Origin of the sequence: Paenibacillus sp. GXUN7292, assembly GCF_050864975.1 — a bacterium.
Taxonomy (GTDB): Bacteria; Bacillota; Bacilli; order Paenibacillales; family Paenibacillaceae; genus Pristimantibacillus.
Map to the genome: position 1 here is coordinate 145977 of NZ_JBOZWO010000012.1, position 20044 is coordinate 166020.

Genomic DNA, 20044 nt, shown 5'->3' on the forward strand with positions numbered 1-20044 from the left:
AGAAATGAGGGGGCGGTATACAAATGTCCAAACATGAGCTTGCAGTCAAACTGCTGGCTGACGAGTATTGGTGGGGAGGAAGGGTGGCGGATGGCCGGAGCATGCCCTTCGGGCACGCCTTGCATCGAGTCGATTTATCATCAGCTCATTTAGGGAATCAGGCTTGTCCGCTGCTGATTTCCAGCAAAGGCAGATTTGTATGGAGCGAGACATCGTTTGAGTTCCGCTTCGAAGACGGTTGGTTGTCGCTTCAATCTCACGGAGACGAGCTTATAACAGGGGAAGGATACGGCACGTTAAAAGGGGTGTTCCGGCATGTGTCCCGTACCTTCTTTCCGCCAGCTCCGGCCATACCGGAGCCGCTGTTGTTCACGGCGCCGCAATACAATTTATGGATCGAACTGCTCTATGAACCGACCCAGGAGAAGGTGCTTCAATATGCTCAGGATGTGCTGGCGAGCGGAATGCCGCCGGGCGTCATTATGATCGACGATAACTGGCACGAGCCATACGGCAATTGGCGTTTCCACTCGGGAAGGTTTCCGGACCCGAAGGCCATGGTGCGAGAGTTGCATCGGATGGGTTTTAAGGTGATGCTGTGGGTATGTCCGTTTGTAAGTCCGGATTCGCCTGCATTCCGCGAGTTGGAGCCTTCCGGGCTCCTGCTGAAGGGCAGCGACGGCCAGACGGCCATTCGCCAGTGGTGGAACGGTTACAGCGCTGTATTGGACTGCACGAATCCCGACACGGTCAACTGGCTCCATGCGCAGTTGGACAGGCTGCAGGCCGATTACGGGATTGACGGGTTCAAGCTGGACGCCGGCGACAATGAGTTCTATGAGGCTGGAGACCAAAGTTATGCGGCCTCTACGCCTAACGGACAATGTGAAGCCTGGGCAAGAGTCGGGTTAAAGTACCCGCTTAATGAGTATCGCGCGTGCTGGAGGCTCGCCGGTCAGCCGCTGGTGCAGCGACTGAAGGACAAGAGCCACGAATGGAGCGGCAACGGACTTGATGCGTTAATTCCGGACGGTCTGGCGCAAGGCTTGATGGGTTATGCATACAACTGTCCGGATATGATCGGCGGAGGGGAGTTTCTTAGCTTCACTACTTCTCGGCTGGATGCAGAACTGTTCGTCCGTTATGCGCAATGCTCGGCGCTGTTTCCGATGATGCAATTTTCTGCCGCGCCCTGGCGAATACTGGACAAGGAGCATTTGGGCTATTGTGTCGACGCGGCGAAACTTCATGCGCGAATGGGCGGGGAGATTGTTGCGCTGGCGGAACATGCGGCTCGCACAGGTGAGCCGATTATGAGACATATGGCATACGAATTCCCGAACGAGGGCATGGAGACGGTTCAGGATCAATTCATGCTGGGTAGCGATTGGCTGGTTGCGCCTGCCTTGAAGAAGGGAATGCGGGTGAGAGAGGTTGTTTTCCCTGCCGGCATATGGGATGGCGATGACGGAAGCGTCGTGCATGGTCCGACGAAGCAAGCTGTTCCGGTGCCGCTGGGCAGACTGCCGCATTACAGAAAACGAATGCCGCAATCACATATGGAATAAGGAGACTGAAGCTCGTGGCTCAATTGAGGGACAAAGTGATACTCATTACCGGAGCGGCCGGCATGCTGGGCTTGTCGGCCGTGCACATGTTTCTGGAGCGAGGCGCAGTTGTGGCAGCATGCGACGCGAGACCGATTCCGGAAGGCAAGATGCCGGGAGGGGACAAGGCGCAACGGTTTCTCTTCGCCGAAGCCAACATGACTAGCGAGATTCATATTATAAATCTGATGTCAACGATCCGAGAGCGATTCGGCCGCCTGGACGGTCTCTATCATAATGTCTATGTCAACAGAACAGCCAAGATAGTCAATCAAGACTTGCTGGACTGGGAGGACACCGTTAGAGGAACATTGACCAGCACTTTTCTCATGAATAAACACGCTGCCGGACTGATGCGTACGAACGGAGGCGGAGCCATCGTGAATACGTCTTCCGTTCTTGGCACCATCCCCGTGCCAGAGAACGCGGCTTACGGCGCAAGCAAAGCAGCCGTGGAGCAATTGACTCGGGTAGCTGCCGTCGAGCTTGCCCCTTGGAGCATCCGCGTCAACGCCATCGTTCCGGGCGATTTCAAATCCGAGGAACGGCTGGCCGGCTATACGGAGCGGCAGAAGGAGGCGATCGGACAGAAGACGTTGATCGGACGGAGCGGACTTCCTCATGAGGTGAATGAGCTTTCGGCATTTTTGCTGTCCGATGCGGCCTCTTACGCGACCGGCGCGCTTTATCCGATCACAGGAGGGTTCGGATTATGAGAATAGCGGCCATTGCAACCGAATACCGCCACAATTCTCATGCGCATATGATTGTTGGCCGATTGCTGGGTGAATTCCCGGGCTACCGTCCCCAGCTTGAGGTAGCTTCTCTATATTTGGATCAATACCCGGCTAACGATTCGGGCAGAGAAACCGCCGCCCGCCTGAGCGTCCCGCTGCTGCCCAGCATTCGAGAGACGATACTTCACGCGGAGCGCCGGGGCGGATTGCAAGGTGTAATCATGATAGGCGAGCATGGCGACTACCCGCTTGACGAATGGGGACGGAAGCAATATCCGAGATATCGCTTTATGAACGAAACATTGGACGCGCTGGCAGAGCTTGACTTGCGTGTGCCGATTTTCTCCGACAAATTTCTGTCGTATCGTGCCGATCAGTCCGTGCGCATGTTCGAAAACCTTAGCAATCGCGCGATTCCATTCATGGGCGGCTCGTCTATTCCGCTTGCGCCAAGACGGAATATGCCGGCCGACCATCATCTGGACAGTGCAAGGGAATGGCTGGTCGTCAGCTTTTCGTCTGAGTTCGAAGCATACGGCTATCATGCGCTGGAGGTGCTGCAATCGCTGGCCGAGCGCAGAGAAGGCGGGGAAAGCGGCATTGCGGGCATTGATGTCATGCACGGCGGCGCTGTATGGGAAGCGATGGAGCGTCGGCAGTGGCCGGAAGATTTGCTGCTTGCCGCACTGAAGCCGGTCCGGGCGGCTGATACTTCTCATCCAAGGGAGTCTTCGGATACGACGTATTTGTTGACTGTTCATTACAAGGATGGAAGCAGAGGTTATGTGATTCAGCAAACCCGATTGGCCGAGCAGTGGAGCTTCGCATTGCGTGACGGCAACGGCAACATTTTTGAGTCGGTATGCTTAAGCGACAACAATTGGCCGTTCCGCCATTTTGATCGAATGACGAATGCGATTGAGCAATTTATCATATCGAGCCAGCCCCCGTTTCCGGCGGAGCGCATCTTAATATCCAGTTGTCTGATTAATCGTGCGATGGAATCGCTGCATAAAGGTCGATATGTTGCGACACCGGAGCTCGATATTCATTATGAAATCCAATAAACTTTATGTTTTCAGGAGGAGTTTTATCCATGATTAGAGAAATCGGAGCAAGTGAGAATCCATCATTGCCCTTCTCATCGGCTACTGCTTTCGGGGATTTGGTGTTTGTGTCCGGACAAGGCGGGTTGTCTCCCGAAACGGGAGAAATTGCAGGTCAGGATCTGGAATCGCAGACGGTTCAGACGTTGGAGAATATTCGGCTTATTCTGGCTAAAGCCGATTTAACCTTGCAACATATAGTTAAAGTAAATGTGTACTTGAAGGATCGCAGCCACTATAAGGAATTTAATGAAGTGTACCGGCGTTATTTCCGTTCTCCCTATCCCAGCCGAACTCTCGTTTATTGCGATCTGAACTATGATTTGTTAGTCGAGATTGATGCGATTGCAGTTGTGAACAGGGAGGAGGGCGACGAACGCCGTGACGATCGACTTTGAGCAGTTAACGCGGGAACAGTTGAAGCATAGAGCCAAAGACGGGTATGCGGCCGTCATTCCGCTCGGAGCGATTGAGCAGCACGGCCCCCATTTGCCGACAGGAACCGACACGTTCGTCTGCCGCGAGATGAGCAGAAGATCGGTGCAGACCGCAGCGGATAAAGGGATAAAGCTGGTATTATGTCCGGTATTGCCGATTGGCTGCTCGGCGCATCATCTTGCTTTTGGCGGAACATTGTCATTTGCGTCGAATACGTATCTTAGTATACTTAAGGATATCGGCGGCAGCTTAATAGACAGCGGCTTTCGGCGCATCATTTTCCTGAATGCGCACGGAGGCAATGAGCATCTGATGCATCAGGCCGCGACGGATCTTGCCGTACAGCATCCGATATGGACTGCCTCGGCTTCGTATTGGAGCATTGCACGGGAGGCGCTTGAAGCGGCCGGAGCGGCTGAGACAGGCCCTTTCCCCGGACATGCAGGCGGATTCGAAACATCGCTTGTGATGGCGCAGGACCGCCATCGTATTGACCGGTCGCAAATAGGCAAGCACCACCAGGAGCGGGATTGGATAAAAGGCCTCATGCCGGGGACATTCGTCGGTCGCCATATGGAACTGACCGGTGTGGACGGCTTCACCGATTCAGCCGGAGCTGCAACAGCGGCGCACGGGAGACGGTATATGGAAGCTATTGTACAAGCCGTGTCATCCTGGCTTGCCGATGTATGCAGCCGTATGGATGAAGCGGATAGCGGTAAATCTATGTAGAGCCGAGGCAAGGGCGTCGTGAAGGCAACTGAAGAAATGTCAACTCGAGGAGGTGTTCTCATGACCAAGGATGCTTTGAGGGTACTGGTCGTCGACGACGAAGCTCCATTGCGTGAGGAACTGCGTTCCTTCGATTGGAGCGTCCATGGTTTCGAGTGTGTTGGGGAGGCGGACAACGGTTTGGAGGCGCTCGCTTTTTGCCGAAGGCATCGACCGGACATCGTAATTACGGATATCACGATGCCCGTCATGGATGGCATTAAATTTATGCGGGAAATGCGCCAGGAGCTGCCGGATACGCAAATTATTTTGCTGACCTGTCATTCTGACTTTGCCTATGCCAAGAAATCTATCGGCTACGGCGCCATTGATTATTTACTGAAGGTTACGCTTACGCCGTCGGAGCTTGTCCAGGCGCTTGACAAAGCCCGGCAAGTCTTGCAGAAGAACGGTATGCGAAGGCGTGATGCGATAGAAGAGAAGCGTTGGGAGCGCGCGCGTCAATTGTCGATGCTGCTAAGCGGCAAAAGAAACGGTGCCGAAGCAGCAGTCGCTCATTCGGCCGTATATCAATTTCTGACTCGTGAAATGAATTGCAAGTTGCCGCTTCAGTTTGCCTCCTTGCACGTCGACGCCAAAGCGGATGTGTGGATGCTGGCAAAGCGTGCTCTCGAGCGGCAACTGGGCATTCTGGAGGAGCAGATGTCATTTCTGTATTTGCCCGCTATGGAAGGCGTCTATTTGGTATTTGCCGATCATGCCGGTTCCTTCAGATCCTCAATGACAAGCGAGAAATTAGCGTCCATTGTAGAGCAGCTTCGCAGCCTGCTGGAAGAACAAGCCGGATTGTTGCAAGATGAGCTGGCCATTTGTGGTGTAACCGGCTCGTCTGCTGCTGCGCCCGAGCAAGTGGAGGCGGCTATGGCAGCGGTCATGCGGGAACAGCAGCTCCGGTTCTACGACCGGACCCAACTGGTGTGGAGCGTCCAGGATGAGCCGACGCAGTGGCCCGACGAGCATCAGAAAGCGGAATTTTACGAACTGTTGGCTGCGCATATCAATCCCCTGAATACGGGAGCGGCGCAGCTTAGAAGCTCGCTTGTTACATGGGCGTTTCAGCACAGATTGCATCCGGATGCGTTCAAAGAGCTGGTGAACGAATGGAGGCGGGAGTGGCTGCAGGATGCGAGGGAATGGCCTGAATTTTCTCAAATGTCCAAAGCGGTGATGAATGCCGAGACGGCAGAGGAGCTTGCCGCCCTGCTCATTCATGAAATGGAATTCGTCCAGAACAACGAGCGCAAGCCGCGCCGGGAGATTGACGATGCGATGCGCTATATAAAATCCAATCTGGAGAAGCCGCTGACGTTGTCGATTGTAGCGGAGCAAGTTGGGCTTAGCGCCCATTATTTGTGCCGGCTGTTCCCGGAAGAGCGGGGCATTTCCTTCCAGGAGTATATTAAGCAGCAGCGAATGGAGATGGCGGCTCGCCTGCTTCGTACCACAAGCTTGCGCATCTATGAGATTGCCTGTCAAGTCGGTGTGCCAAGCTATCGCTATTTTTCATCTGTTTTTCGTGAATATGCCGGCTTGTCTCCGACCGAGTACAGGAGGCAGCGATCATGATCTCAGGCTCGTTGACGTCTACTCCTATTTTTACAACATTACTGTATATTGGGGGAGAAATCATGAATGCTACAATGAAAAATATGAAAGCGTTTTTTCGTGGACAACCATACAGGCTTTCATAACATCAGAGTATAATGGAGGCGAATGGATGGAGTAAGAACAGGAGGATAAGCCATGCAAGAGAATACGGTTAAGGTGCGCATCGTTGATGGCGATCTGCCGATGCTTCGGCATCTGCGGAATCTTCGAATGGAAGCCGTTCGCAGCGAACGATTGGGAATTGATATTGGGGCGAGTCCGGATATATGAACAGGGACCCCAACAATGGACGTCGTCTTGCTTCTGGCGGAGGGGCCGGCCGAACGGACGGTTGGCGGATACAAAACTGGAGTGTGGCAACGAAGCAGTTCTTGCTGTTGTTCCTTGTTACGGTATCTTTGTTTGCGTTTCTCGCTGTCAATAATTACACTCAGACCTCCAAGCTGTTCAAGACGCAAATTATGAATGATGCCCAGACGTTAATGGTTAGAACAAATCAGTTTCTCGATTCTTATCTTGACAATGGGCAAAATATTTTGCTGCTGCTCACGACCCAGGCTGAGTTTCTGAAGCGCGGAGAAGAGCGGGGGATATCGGAATTTTTGCGATCCATAGCGACCGTGAACAGCCATATTGTCAAAACGCTGTATATCGTTCGAGAGGATGGGAAGGTGTTCTGCAACGCGCAATTCGTGTGCGATGTGATGAACAATCCCTCATTGCCCCGTATTTATGAACAGGCCAGGCAGAACTATGCGGCGATGGTCACCCAGCCTTATTATTCGCCGCAATCGGGACAGACGGTTGCGATCGCGCGTCCGATTTCCGATCTGCGCGAGCAGCCCTTTGCTGTTGCGATTGTGGAGCTGGATTTGAAGAAGCTGCATCAGAAAATGATTGATATTTCCTCTGCGACCCAAACGTTTATGCTGTTGTCCAATGAGGACCGTCTTGTCCTGTATGACAGGGAGACCAACCTGCTGCCTTCGTTGCCGAACGCGTACTTGACCGAGCTGCCGGATCAATTTATTGCGGAGGCGGGACGGTTAAAAACCGGAATGGACAGCTATTCAGGTCCGCAAGGGCAGCTGGTTACGCTGCGCTCGGGTCAGAATCGACTCGGCTGGAGTCTTATTCTTTTTATTAAGGAAGAGTTTTTCTACAAAAGCATTGCCGTGTTATTCGAAACCTTCCTGACGGCGGGCGCCATTATGCTTGTTGTATTGCTTGTGATGGCACTCATTATGTCGCGCTTCCTCACAAGGCCGATTCGCATACTCGCTTTGAAGCTGGACCGGGTTCAGGATTCGATCATCGTCCCTCAGGTTACGATCACGAGGCAGGACGAGATCGGCAGGCTGACGCGCAGCTTCTATGCGATGCTAGAACGAATACAGCAGCTCATTGTCAAGACCAGGGAGATGGAAGAGCGGAAGAAGGAGCTGGAGCTGAAAGTGCTGCAGAGCCAAATTTCGCCGCATTTCCTATACAATACACTCGCTTGTATCGGGAGTTTGGCCCGCCAGCAGCGGCTGGGAGAAGTAGGGGAAACGATCCGTTCGCTTGTCTGTATTCTTGAATTGACGTTTGACAAGACAAGGGCGGAAGTGACGGTCGCCGATGAGATTCGGGCGCTGAAGCAATATATTCAAATTCAGAAAATTCGCTATATAGGCAAATTTGAGTTCCGCTGCGAAGCTGATCCGGGCATTGAACATTGCTCGATTCTGAAGCTGACGCTGCAGCCGTTGGTGGAGAATGCGATCTTTCACGGCATTTTGCCGCGCAAGGATTACCCCGGAACGATTGTGGTCAGGGGGAAGCGGCATGGGAGCAGCATAACCTTTCTAATATGCGACGATGGAATCGGCATGGCCCAAGCCCGGCAGACGGCATTGCTCCAACCGGGCATGCATGGGAAAACCAAGGATCGGCTGACCGGAATTGGCATATCCAATGTGCATGAACGGTTGCGGTTGCATTTTGGCGCCCCTTGCGGCTTGCGCATACGAAGTACGTTGGGCAAAGGTACATGTATTCGCGTGACATTGCCGGCGATTCCATTTCATGAGCGCCACGGCGACCGGATTGAACGTGATGGAGGAGCTAAGTAGAGATGATAAGTATTCCTCGATATTGGGAGAACCCCCATATCGTGCAAGTCAATCGAGAGGCGCAACGCGCCAGCTATATTCCGTACCAGAGCGGCAGACGGGCTGTTGCAGGCAAGCGGGGCGGTTCTGCCTACTATCGTTCATTGAACGGGCAGTGGAGGTTTCGCTATTGTCCATCGCTGGCGGACGCACCGGAAGACTTCTATCTTCCCGGTTATGATGCATCGGACTGGGACGGGCTCATCGTCCCTTCCTGCTGGCAGCGGAACGGCTACGACCAGATGCAGTACACGAATGTGAATTATCCGATTCCGTGCGATCCGCCCTTTGTTCCGGACAATAACCCCGCGGGTCTGTACGTCCGCGAATTTGCGGTACCCGACGTTTGGTCGGACAAGGAGGCATATGTTGTCTTCGAGGGAGTGAACGCCTGCTTCTACGTCTGGATCAACGGCTGCTTGGCAGGTTACAGCCAGGGCAGCAGGATGCAGGCAGAGTTTCACATTGCCCCTTATGTGAAAGCGGGGAAGAACACCATTGCCGTACTCGTGCTGAAGTGGTGTGACGGCACCTATCTGGAAGGACAGGATATGTGGCGGTATTCCGGCATCTACCGCGATGTATATGTACTGGCGCGCGATAAGGAGCATATCAGGGACATATACAACAGACCGCAATTGACCGAGGATTTCGGCCGGGCTACGTTGATCAGTGAGCTTACGGTCACGGGGGAATTGACTGTTCGGGCGGAACTGCTCGATAAGGAAGGCAAACTTGTCGCCGCGACAACCGACATCATTGCCGGTGCCGGTCAGCTGACGCTTGAGGTTGAACGTCCGAAGCTTTGGCATGCCGAAGACCCGTACTTGTACACCTTGGTGCTGCAAGCGGGGACGGAAGCCATAGCGCTGGCTGTCGGCTTCCGCCTAATCGAGATCGATCAAGGCGTCTTTATGATCAATCGTCGACCGGTGAAGCTTAAGGGCGTCAATCGTCACGAGTCTCATCCGGTGCTGGGGCATGCCGTTCCGGTGAATAGCATGATGCAGGACTTGAAGCTGATGAAGCGGCATAACATTAATACTATTCGCACAGCGCATTATCCTAATGATCCACGTTTCCTTGATTTGTGCGATCGTTACGGCTTTTATGTTATCGATGAAGCGGATCTGGAATGCCATGGCATGGGAAGAGAAGTGACGGGCAGCCCCGATTCCTTCCACCGCCTGGGACGAGATCCCTCCTGGACAAACGCGTTTCTCGATCGAGCGGTGCGTATGGTGGAACGCGACAAAAACCATCCATGCATCATCATGTGGTCGATTGGCAATGAAGCGGGGTATGGCCCGAACCATCAGGCAATGGCTCGGTGGGTCAAGGAGAGAGATGCTTCCCGCCCGGTTCACTACGAAGGGGCGGCTCCGATTAATTTGGGAGACAGCGACAGGTCTTGTCTGGATGTGGAGAGCCGAATGTATGCTTCCATAGAGGAAATGGAGGCTTACGCATCCGATCCCGGGCAAACAAAGCCGTTCTTTCAATGCGAGTATAGCCATGCCATGGGGAATGGCCCGGGCGACTTGCATGACTATTGGGAAGTGATCTACCGCTACCCCCAGATGATGGGGGGCTGTGTGTGGGAATGGTGCGACCATGGCATTATGCGGAGAGCCAACGAACTGGGAGACGGCGACCCGGAGCACTTCGCCTATGGAGGAGATTTTGGCGAGCAGCCGCATGACGGGAACTTCTGCATTGACGGTCTTGTAGCGCCGGATCGCACGCCGCATTCCGCATTGCTGGAATTGAAGCAAGCTATAGCGCCGGTCGGATTTGAGGCGGCCGATCTGAAGCAAGGCGTATTCATCATCCATAATCGGTTCGATTTCAGCAATCTCGCGCAAGTCAGAATCCGGTACCGGCTTGAATGCGAAGGGGATATTCTGGGACAAGGCGAGTTGGAACTGGCAGAACTGGCCCCCGGCTGCAAGACGACCGTTGCTCTCGACGATTCATGGCCGAGTATATACGCTGCCGCCCCGGCAAGGGCGTGTCTGCTGCTGCGGGCTGTGACCGCGCAGGACTGCTGGTGGAGCGATGCCGGACATGAACTGGCATTTGCTCAATTCAGATTATGCGAGCGGAAGGAACAACCGGAGTTGGGTGATAAGCCGACAGCAGCAGGAGTCGGTATGCATTCTTTTCCCGTATCCAAGCTGGAAGCCACGCAGCAGCATGAGATGCTTATCATCACCGGCGAGGAGTTTCGTTATCGCTTCGACCTGAGGCAAGGCAAGCTGACCGCCATAGAAGCGCAGGGCATTCCACTGCTTGACGAGCCGGCCGAACTGGCTTTATGGCGTGCTCCGATGGATAACGATCGCTATATTCGGGAGAGCTGGGAACGGGAAGGCTATGCCTGCGCGGTACAAAAAACATACGAGACAAGCTGGGCCTTCGATCGTGAAAACAATACGGTAGAAATCACCGTTCACTACTTGCTGGCAGGCTACAGCAAAGGACCGATTGTACGGGGAATCATGCATTGGCAAATACACGGATCAGGTGAAGCCGCATTGCGAGTAGAGGCGAATGTGACGGAGCATTTGCCATTTTTGCCGCGTTTCGGCTTACAGCTAGCGATGCCTGCCGGGAATGAGGAAGTCGAATATTTCGGCTATGGGCCGCATGCCAGCTATATGGATCGCCATCATAGCAATCGCCTGGCGCGTTATTTGACCACGGTGGACGGCATGATGGAGCATTATATTCGCCCGCAGGAGAATGGCTCGCGTTATGGCACAGAATGGGCGGCGGTCACCAATTGGCAAGGAATGGGCTTATGGTTCGCCGCGGCCAAGCCATTTTCCTTCTGCGCCAGTCATTACAAGCCGGAGGATCTTGCGTCCGCTACGCATGACTTCAAGCTTCGGGAGCGGAAAAGGCCCCAAACGATTGTTCATCTGGATTATAAGATGAGCGGTTCGGGATCCAATTCGTGCGGACCGGAGCTGCTGCCGAAATATCGTCTGGAGGAGAAACACTTTTCGTTCGAAGTGAAAATACGTCCGATGTTCAAGGAAGATTTGCTGCCGCAAGGGAAGCTCGTTAGCGGCTGATTGGTATTCCGTTACGATTAACAATTAACAACTACTTGGAGGTTATCATTTCATGAGCAATCACGTTCAAGTCGGCGGTGTATATCCGCATCTTACTGCAGTAGCAGGCATTGACGGTCAACGTTCGGAGACGGGAATCGGAGCGGTGATGCCTTGGGCCAACCGGCTCTGGTATATTTCTTATGTGGCGCACAGTGTTGGAACCGGAACCGGAACCGGACTGTTCGAGGTCAATGACAAGCTGGAGGTTCGCAAACATCCGCAAAGCGTCGTCGGTACGTACGCCAACCGCATTATTCACCCGAAATCCAGCCAATTGATGATTGGGCCGCATTTTATTGATACGAGCGGCAATGTGCGGACGGCAGAGACACTGGTCGAACATCGGTTGACCGCCTGCTTCCCTCATCTGACAGACCCGGATAACAAGCTGTATGTATTGACCATGGAAGGCAAATTGTTCGAAATCAACGTGCATACGCTGGAGACGGAACAATTGTTTGATCTGCTGGTGGAATTGAAGGTGTCCCCGAACTGCTGGTCGCATTTCAAGGGGGGCTGGACGAAGGACGGCAAGATCGTCGTTGCCAACAATACGTATGATGAACGCGAGTATCTGGGAAGCAAAAGCGACGGACGATTGGCCGAGTGGGATGGCAAGACCTGGACGATTCTGGAGGAGAGCCCATACTGCGAGGTGGCTTCATCCGGCAGCAGTCCGCTGTTCGCTACAGGATTCGACCGCGCATCCGCCATTCTCAAAGTTTTTGTCAATGGGGAATGGAGCACGTATCGGTTGCCGAAAGCGACTCAAGCGATGGATCATATGTGGTTCACCGAGTGGCCGCGAATTCGCGAGGTGGAGACAGAGCGGTTGCTTATGAACTTCCATGGCATGTTCTATGAAATGTCTCATAATGCATATGGCGGCAAGGTATGGGGAATTCGCCCCATCTCTACCCATTTGCGGATGATTCCCGACTTTTGCTCCTGGAGAGGACTGCTTGTTCTTGCCGGGAACCAGGTTACACCCATTTTCGATACGAACCTGCTGGCTGGTGAACCGCAATCGAACTTATGGTTCGGCAAGACGGATGACTTGTGGCAATTCGGCAAGCCATCCGGCTGGGGCGGTCCTTGGTGGGAACAAGAAGTGGAGGCTGGCGTAGCTTCGGACCCGTACTTGATGACAGGTTTCGAGCACAAGGTTCTGCATTTGACCCATGAGTCGTCGCAGCCGGTTGCGTTTGATATTGAAGTTGATTTCCTCGGCAATGGAACATGGAGGAAATATACACGCATTGAAGTTGCGGCAGGCGGTTATGAACATCACGTATTCCCGACCGGGTTCAGCGCTCATTGGGTACGGATTATTCCGCAAGGCAATTGCAAAGCGAGCGCGCATTTTATCTATAGCTAAGAAACGTAGCAACTGATGAAACGCCGATGTCATAGAACTCCTGCAACTGCGCCTTGGCGCGGGTGCGGAGTTCTTTTTCGTTGGCAGAGAAGCGGCGCCATTAGCATACAGCCTAAATTGACAATTTTACTGTATATAGCCGGATTTCATCCGTTGTTACAATAATGTTAAACAAGTTGAAGGCAACACGTAGAAAGACGAAACTTAACACACATCTGAGATGGGGGAATGCAATGGCTACACCGGTTCTCGAGAAACCTGGAAAGGGACTGTTGAAGGGGGATTTCGGCAGGCGAATATGGCAGTATAGAGCGTTGTATTTGATGCTGTTGCCCGGAATTGTTTATTATATTCTGTTCAAATATTTGCCGATGTACGGCGTCATTATTTCATTTAAGGACTTTCGCATTATGGATGGCATTATGGCCAGTCCCTGGGCGGATCCGTGGAATAAGCACTTCCTGACCTTTTTTGAATCGCCGTATTTTTATCAGCTGCTGCGCAATACGATTTTGATCAGTGTGTACAAATTAATATTTGGAATTGTTCCGCCAATCCTAATGGCGATTTTATTGAACGAATGCCGGGTTCGCTGGTTTAAGTCATTGGTGCAAACGCTCACATATATGCCCCATTTTCTATCCTGGGTCATCATATACGGCATCTTGATTGCCTTGTTGTCGCAAACGTCCGGTTTGGTCAACACCTGGATTAAAGATATAACGGGCAGCACGATTCCGTTCCTGACATCACCGAGCTACTTCCGCTCTTTGCTCGTCACATCTGAAATATGGCAAAACCTTGGATGGGGGGCCATTATTTATTTGGCCGCGATGTCCGGTATTGATACGACCTTGTATGAAGCGGCTCGTGTAGATGGCGCAAGTCGCTTGCGCATGATTTGGCATATTACATTGCCGGGAATTCGCAGTGTAATTGTGATGCTGTTTATTCTGAACTTAGGCTACATTATGGATGCCGGATTCGGACAAATCTACGTCTTGTACAATCTGCAGGTTTATTCTGTAGCAGATATTATTGATACCTGGGTGTTCCGGACAGGCCTGCAGCAAATGAATTTCAGCCTTGCCTCTGCGGTGGGACTGTTCAAATCGGTGATTGGTCTCGTGTTGGTATTGACCTCGAACCGTATCGCCAAGAAATGGGGTGAAGGGATATGGTAAGAGGCGTCGAGGATCGGGTTATTAATGGCATTGTATATACGATTCTGTTCTTGGCCGGTCTGGTAGCTGTTTTCCCGCTGCTATATGTCATTTCGGTATCGCTGACGCCGCTAAGCGTCGTACACCAGAGCGGTTCGTTCCCGATTATTCCTCGGGAAATTACCTTCAGCGCCTATCGAACGATATGGGAATATTCCGGTATGGTTCAAGCTTTCGGTGTGACCGTGTTGGTTACGATTGTGGGCACCGTGCTGAATTTGCTGGTGACGATTCTGCTGGCCTACCCGCTGAGCCGCAAGAAATTGCCGGGACGCAGTTTGGTTCTGATGATGATCTTGATCACGATGCTGTTCTCCGGCGGGATGGTGCCCACATATTTGATTGTGAAATCGTTGGGATTGCTGAATACGTATTGGGCGCTCATTCTGCCGGGGCTTGTCGGAAGCTTTAATGTACTCATTGTCAAAAGCTTCTTCGAGCAGCTGCCGGAGGAAATTTTCGAATCCGCCAAGATGGACGGGGCGGGCGAGTTTCGGATTTTGGCGCAAATGACGGTGCCGTTGTCGACATCGGTTATCGCCACTATCGGTTTGTTCTACGCGGTAGGACATTGGAATGACTTTTTCCAGGCGATTATGTATATTACGGACCGAACCATGTTTCCGCTGCAAGTGGTCGTAAGAGAAATTTTGATGCAATCCCAGCAGTTGGAAAATTTTGAGGCCACAACTCCAGCGCAGACATTGAAAATGGCGGCAGTTGTTATGGCGTCCTTGCCGGTTATCGTCGTGTATCCGTTTCTGCAAAAATATTTTACAAAAGGCATGCTGCTTGGCTCAATTAAAGGTTGACGCGGGCCTCGGGGGAACATAAGATTTTTGTACAGCACGCTGCCCCAAGCCCGATTCAATACAAAAATCATTTAAGGGGTGTTCGATTGTGAAGAAGACTTATTCCGTAAGACTTTTATTGGCATTGGCGCTGCTGCTTACTTCGGTGTTGACAGCATGCTCGCAAGGCAATGGCAATGACCCAACTCCTGGCGCCGGCAACAACGGCAACGATCAGGGCAGCAACGGGACGGAGAAGGTCGTGAAGCTGGACATTATGCAAAGCGCCAGCGGGTTGCCGTCTCCCGACAAGGATTTTATTCTTGCTGCACTGAATGAAGCTTTGAATGTCGATATCAACATGACAGCATACGGCAGTCCGGACGATTACCAAAGTCAATTGAATATCCGGATGTCTTCGACGAATTTGCCTGATCTGTTCAGTGTAAACAAGGCGCAAGTGCGGCAATATCAAGCACAAGATATTTTGCTCGATCTTACACCGTACATTGACAACGAGCTTCAAGTCGTCAAGCAATTTCTGGGCGAAGATACGTTGAAGAAAGGGATGATTGACGGCAAGCTGTATGCGATTCCGAAAGCTCCGGGCATCCCGAGCATGAGCTTGTGGATCCGTAAGGACTGGTTGGATAATCTGAATCTGGAAGTTCCTAAAACGCTGGACGACTTTTTCGAGGTCGCCAAAGCCTTCGTCGAGCAAGATCCGGATGGCAATAATGCGAATGATACCATTGGTCTTACAGGCACATCGCTTAGCACCTTTGCGCCATTTTACGGTTCGTTCGGCACCGTGAATCCTGGCGAGTTCTATGTGAAGGACGGCAACGTTGTCAACTCATTGTACGATCCGGAAATTCGCGATGCGCTTGCTTATTTCCGCAAACTGAACGAGGCCGGCGTAGTCGACCCGGAAATTATGGCCAACACGGGGCTGGTGCATCAGGAAAAAGCGATTAAAGGGCAAGCGGGCATCATTTTTATTGATTGGGCGAATATGACCAAAAATGAATTTGTCGAGCAAATTAAAACAGTGAATCCGAATGCGGAATGGATTCAGATCCATTCGCCGGAAGGTCCTGGCGGGAATTACGCCAACTCGGTCGATATCGGAAATGCCGGCACGATGTTTGCCATTCCGAAGTCGTTGGAGAAGGACAAGGACAAACTGAATAAAGTGTTCGAATTATTGAATTATGTCTCGGAAGGTGAAGGTTCCAGGCTTGTGCAATTTGGGATTGAAGGCAAGCATTTCAATATGGAAGGCGACCAGGTTGTCGCAACCGAGCTGATGGCGCAAGAAGCGGGATATAGCTGGCTGTACCAGTTCACAGGCCGTCCTGAGGTTGAATACTTGAAAGTGAAGTTTGCAAGTCAAGCGGAATATATTGAATTTGCCAGCACATTGCCGCGGATCGAGGTGTTGAACGGCTTCCTTAGTTATCCGGAAGGTTACAATCCGGCTGATGCCGATCGTTACCTCGAGGAGGAGTTTACGAAATTTGTATACGGACTTCGCCCGCTGGAAGAATATGATGCCTTCCTTGAAACGATGGAAAATACGATGAACTACAAGCTGTATGTGGATTCGGCCATTGAGCAGCTTAACGCTCTCGGATACGGAAGCTAGAGGTCCGCTAACAGGCCAACTCACTTGATTCGTTAAGGTACGCAGCCCCGCTTGCGCGCGGTGGGACAAACAAGCTTTGTCCCGCCGCAGGCGGTGCTGCGTTTGCAATTATGAATAAGGAAGTGAAGCAAGTGCTGGAACTGATGTGTGTCAACTCGCTGACCAAAATATTTGCCGATGAGGAGCAGCGGGAGCAGTCGTACGGGCGGGCGACATCGCTTCTGAACGAGACGTTTGCTTTTCAGGTTGCTTATCGGTCGAATGAGCCTCTTAAAGCTGTTCGGGTCAAAGTGGAATCGCCGCTTGAAGATATTGTGACAGTGCGAAGTGTCGGACTTGTTCCGTCCGAATTGCCGACTTTGCGTCAAGAGAGCCGCGACGGCTGGACGCTTCGAACGACGCCGGGTCTGTATCCCGATCCGCTACTGCCGCTGGAGAAAGGTCGGATAGACGTGCCCCCGGGACAATGGCGGGCATTGTGGGTGTCCGTCGAGCCTGCCGAAGGTATCGTTCCGGGGAGCTACCCGATCCGAATTATTCTGGAGGCGTCTGAAGGAAGCGAGCTTGGCCGCGCCAGCTTTGAACTGGAGCTTATCGACGCGTATTTGCCGGATCAGGAGCTTATCCATACCGAATGGTTCCATACCGATTGTTTGGCTGTTCACTACGAAGTAGAGATGTTCGGCGAAGCGCATTGGCAACTGATCGAGCGTTATATAGACACTGCGGTCAGACACGGTATGAATATGATCTTGACGCCGCTGTTTACACCGCCGCTGGATACGGAGGTAGGGGGGGAGCGGCCGACTGTTTAGCTTGTTGATGTAATAAAGGACGGGGATCGGTACCGGTTTGACTTTGGCAAGCTTGAGCGTTGGACTATGCTGTGCGATCGGCTGGGCGTCCAATATTTCGAATACTCGCATCTGTTTACCCAATGGGGCGCCAAGCATGCGCCGAAAGTGATGGCTGTTGAGAATGGCGAGCAACGACGGATTGATATGATTATTACGAAGTCCATATCAAGGTTTGCGGAGCCGTTTATAAAGGGCGGAGTAAAGTGCCTATTATACTGAACTTGTACCGCGGCGACGATTCTTGCCTCTTTTATGCAAGATATCCTGCGCCATGTTGAATACGTCTTCACTGACAATCGGCTCATGATGATTTTTTACATAATACTGATCTTCCTCACCGTAGTTCTCCAATCTTCTCTTGGAAATCGGATCGACGGTAAATGTCTTGCCCTGTAACAAGTCACCCTTATACTAGCGAAATGGGAAGTGGGGCTAACTGGGTTTCATGCCATCTTGCTTTGTTTCTTAGTTTGTTGCGCTTTTTCACTGAACAAAAGGACGTATTGAACGGCATTTTATCAAACGGAATACAGCGATTGCTCTGGAGGCGTACAGCCAGCTTACGGCGTACATTGAAGGGCAGATACGGCCGGTCCATGCTTATGCGCACACGGGGATGCTGCTTGCACGCATTAATTCACGATATTCTGACGTTCCCCTACTAAATGTGAACAGGCAAGCAAATTCGATAGAGATCAGAATACGAAACAAATCTCGTTCGTTCATATCTAGAGAATCTGTCTTTGAGTTAACCAAGCCATACCGTGTTACCCAGTAGTGCTGCACTGCCTTGCACTTTCAAGTTCAAGACGTATTAACTTTGCTCCATTAAAATTTGTCGATGGTAGTGGAGCAGGCGGTCCTCCCGTCCACAACATCATAACAAAAAACAAGCTCTTGAATTCGTCCTTGGACGTTTCAGGAGCTTTTTTTAGAATGGGGGGATCCGACAAATGTGCGAATCAAGAAGTGCTTTTATATTTATTCACGAAAAATCTAATGATAGAATTTCCATTTTGGTAAGTACCGACACTTCCTTCCTCCATGTTCTCAACCTCTCGTTTCCTCCTCCACACGTTCCCCCGATAGCTGCACCTCAAGCAAATGTGCAGTATATTGCAATTACGATGCAAAAGAGCGTCTATATTATCAAATCCTTCATGGAATTCTGGTTACAATCATCTGCTTATAATATAGATTGTGATGTTTTCGCAAAGTGCTTCAGTCGAACGAGATTCTTCCCTCATTTGATCGAAATGTATTTGAAAGCATCATAGATAAAGTAATTGTTGGAGACCCATCCGATCCGTATCAATTGACCTTCGTTTACAAGACAGGTTTTCATAATAGCGTTCAAGGCAGAAGTAAAATGCACAAGCAGATTCAAAAAAAGTCCTTAAAAAATGAAAGGAGTGGATTGTGTTCCTATTCCCCAGACGACACATGTGGAGTGTGTAGTGTCAACATACCGTGTTGACAAATAATCGGGGACGCCTAAACCAATTAAAGAAAGCCAAATGATTACGATATCGAATGAGCTCATGCAGAAGTAGCATGAGCTTTAATTGTTTGTATCTTCTGTGATTCGTTGAATGTTTGGAAGAATTGGTAAGATTCAAAACTGATTTTTACAAAATGTATTACAATATAAGCAAATAATTGAGCCATTGACTGGGGGTGCTGTATATTTGCTATTAAATAATATAAGAATTTCAAATAACGAATGTTGTCCATGTGGTAGTGGTGTGAAGTATTTAGCATGGCGCTATCTCTAAGGTTCAAGTTCCAAATGGCAAAGGCAGTAGTAGCCATAGCTTAAGGCAAGGGTGTTCACTGCGAGGTGGAATCTGAAGGAATTCGGCGGCAAATCTAAGGTCTGAGGAACACGAACTTCATAGCGTATATTGGATGAGACTGCTTAAATCTGCCGGCCCTGATCGGTAGCTTCATTACGTTAAACATTCCTGTTAAGGCTTAGAAATCGCCTTTGTCAAAAAAGGAGCGCCTCGGTATGATGGGTTTGTCCAAGGGTAAATAACCCAACACCATCAAGGAGGCGCTCTTATCATGAAGTTTAAACAATCGGAAGCACAAAATCAACGTATCGAACGAATTACGACCTCGCATTTAATTGTAGGGATCGACATGGGCCAAGGAAACTCATGTGGCACAGATTACGAATTATCGTGGGATCGTACTGACGAATCGGCATCTATCATTTAGCAACACCATAGAAATTACGGGGATGTTAGCGGACATTGAAAAGCAGCTTCACGTATTGCTAGAGGAGATCCCCATGGCCGTTCAGATGCGTTCCCTAAAAGGCATGGGTCCTATCTTCGTTTCGGCTATCTTAGCAGGTGCAGGTGACCTCAGACAGTACGCACATGGACGTCAGTTACTACGCAAAGCCGGTCTAAATTTGGCCGAAAGCACATCGGGGAGAAGGAAAGGCCAGATCGTTGTCTCCAAACGAGGGGACTCCAGGTTAAGAAAATATCTTTATCTGGCGACGATCCAGCTCATTGGAATAAATCCAGTCTTTCTAGAATTACATCAGCACAATGTTCAAGTAAAGCACATG

Annotated in this window: 16 protein-coding genes and 2 pseudogenes; 17 read left to right on the plus strand and 1 reads right to left on the minus strand. The window is 51.2% G+C overall.

Annotated elements, in window-relative coordinates; all coding sequences use genetic code 11:
- Positions 1-23: 23 nt before the first annotated feature.
- The 14 genes and pseudogenes from ACRRU2_RS12470 (at position 24) to ACRRU2_RS12535 (ending at position 17679) form a co-directional block, all read left to right on the plus strand.
- Complete coding sequence (locus tag ACRRU2_RS12470; protein WP_432502036.1) at positions 24-1568, plus strand: glycoside hydrolase family 31 protein; 1545 nt, start codon at positions 24-26, stop codon at positions 1566-1568.
- A gap of 35 nt (positions 1569-1603) precedes the next feature.
- Positions 1604-2323: an SDR family NAD(P)-dependent oxidoreductase gene (locus ACRRU2_RS12475; protein WP_432502067.1), complete on the plus strand. Its 720-nt coding sequence runs from the start codon at positions 1604-1606 to the stop codon at positions 2321-2323.
- A complete protein-coding gene (locus ACRRU2_RS12480; RefSeq protein WP_432502038.1) occupies positions 2320-3411 on the plus strand; it encodes a hypothetical protein in 1092 nt (363 codons plus the stop codon). Before ACRRU2_RS12475 ends, ACRRU2_RS12480 begins: the two co-directional genes overlap by 4 nt.
- Positions 3412-3440: 29 nt before the next feature.
- Positions 3441-3848, plus strand: coding sequence for a RidA family protein (locus tag ACRRU2_RS12485; protein WP_432502040.1), 408 nt, complete (start codon positions 3441-3443; stop codon positions 3846-3848).
- Positions 3832-4620 (plus strand): creatininase family protein, encoded by a 789-nt coding sequence (locus ACRRU2_RS12490; protein ID WP_432502042.1) that lies wholly within the window; start codon positions 3832-3834, stop codon positions 4618-4620. Before ACRRU2_RS12485 ends, ACRRU2_RS12490 begins: the two co-directional genes overlap by 17 nt.
- Positions 4621-4680: 60 nt before the next feature.
- Positions 4681-6246, plus strand: coding sequence for a response regulator transcription factor (locus ACRRU2_RS12495; RefSeq protein ID WP_432502044.1), 1566 nt, complete (start codon positions 4681-4683; stop codon positions 6244-6246).
- A 177-nt stretch (positions 6247-6423) separates the two neighbouring features.
- Positions 6424-6558: a hypothetical protein gene (locus ACRRU2_RS12500; protein WP_432502046.1), complete on the plus strand. Its 135-nt coding sequence runs from the start codon at positions 6424-6426 to the stop codon at positions 6556-6558.
- Positions 6555-8402, plus strand: coding sequence for a sensor histidine kinase (locus ACRRU2_RS12505; RefSeq protein ID WP_432502048.1), 1848 nt, complete (start codon positions 6555-6557; stop codon positions 8400-8402). Before ACRRU2_RS12500 ends, ACRRU2_RS12505 begins: the two co-directional genes overlap by 4 nt.
- A gap of 2 nt (positions 8403-8404) precedes the next feature.
- Positions 8405-11521: a glycoside hydrolase family 2 TIM barrel-domain containing protein gene (locus tag ACRRU2_RS12510; RefSeq protein ID WP_432502050.1), complete on the plus strand. Its 3117-nt coding sequence runs from the start codon at positions 8405-8407 to the stop codon at positions 11519-11521.
- Positions 11522-11573: 52 nt separating this feature from the next.
- Complete coding sequence (locus tag ACRRU2_RS12515; RefSeq protein ID WP_432502052.1) at positions 11574-12941, plus strand: hypothetical protein; 1368 nt, start codon at positions 11574-11576, stop codon at positions 12939-12941.
- 233 nt (positions 12942-13174) lie between these two features.
- On the plus strand, positions 13175-14125 hold the full coding sequence (locus ACRRU2_RS12520) for an ABC transporter permease (RefSeq protein WP_432502054.1): 951 nt from the start codon (positions 13175-13177) through the stop codon (positions 14123-14125).
- Positions 14119-14976, plus strand: a complete 858-nt coding sequence (locus ACRRU2_RS12525) for a carbohydrate ABC transporter permease (protein WP_432502056.1) — start codon at positions 14119-14121, stop codon at positions 14974-14976. The genes ACRRU2_RS12520 and ACRRU2_RS12525 overlap by 7 nt, the downstream gene beginning before the upstream one ends.
- Positions 14977-15064: 88 nt before the next feature.
- Positions 15065-16603: an extracellular solute-binding protein gene (locus ACRRU2_RS12530; protein WP_432502058.1), complete on the plus strand. Its 1539-nt coding sequence runs from the start codon at positions 15065-15067 to the stop codon at positions 16601-16603.
- Positions 16604-16746: 143 nt separating this feature from the next.
- Positions 16747-17679: pseudogene (locus ACRRU2_RS12535) on the plus strand (COG1470 family protein).
- Here ACRRU2_RS12535 and ACRRU2_RS12540 read toward each other — a convergent pair.
- A complete protein-coding gene (locus ACRRU2_RS12540; protein WP_432502060.1) occupies positions 17671-17859 on the minus strand; it encodes a recombinase family protein in 189 nt (62 codons plus the stop codon). The pseudogene ACRRU2_RS12535 and the gene ACRRU2_RS12540 overlap by 9 nt on opposite strands.
- Positions 17860-17879: 20 nt before the next feature.
- Here ACRRU2_RS12540 and ACRRU2_RS12545 point away from each other — a divergent pair, with 20 nt between their 5' ends.
- The 3 genes and pseudogenes from ACRRU2_RS12545 to ACRRU2_RS12555 form a co-directional block, all read left to right on the plus strand.
- Positions 17880-18125, plus strand: a complete 246-nt coding sequence (locus tag ACRRU2_RS12545) for a DUF3732 domain-containing protein (protein WP_432502071.1) — start codon at positions 17880-17882, stop codon at positions 18123-18125.
- 1402 nt (positions 18126-19527) lie between these two features.
- Entirely contained in the window at positions 19528-19683 is a 156-nt protein-coding gene (locus tag ACRRU2_RS12550; protein ID WP_432502062.1) for a hypothetical protein, read from the plus strand.
- 94 nt (positions 19684-19777) lie between these two features.
- Positions 19778-20044: pseudogene (locus ACRRU2_RS12555) on the plus strand (IS110 family transposase); the annotation flags it as partial.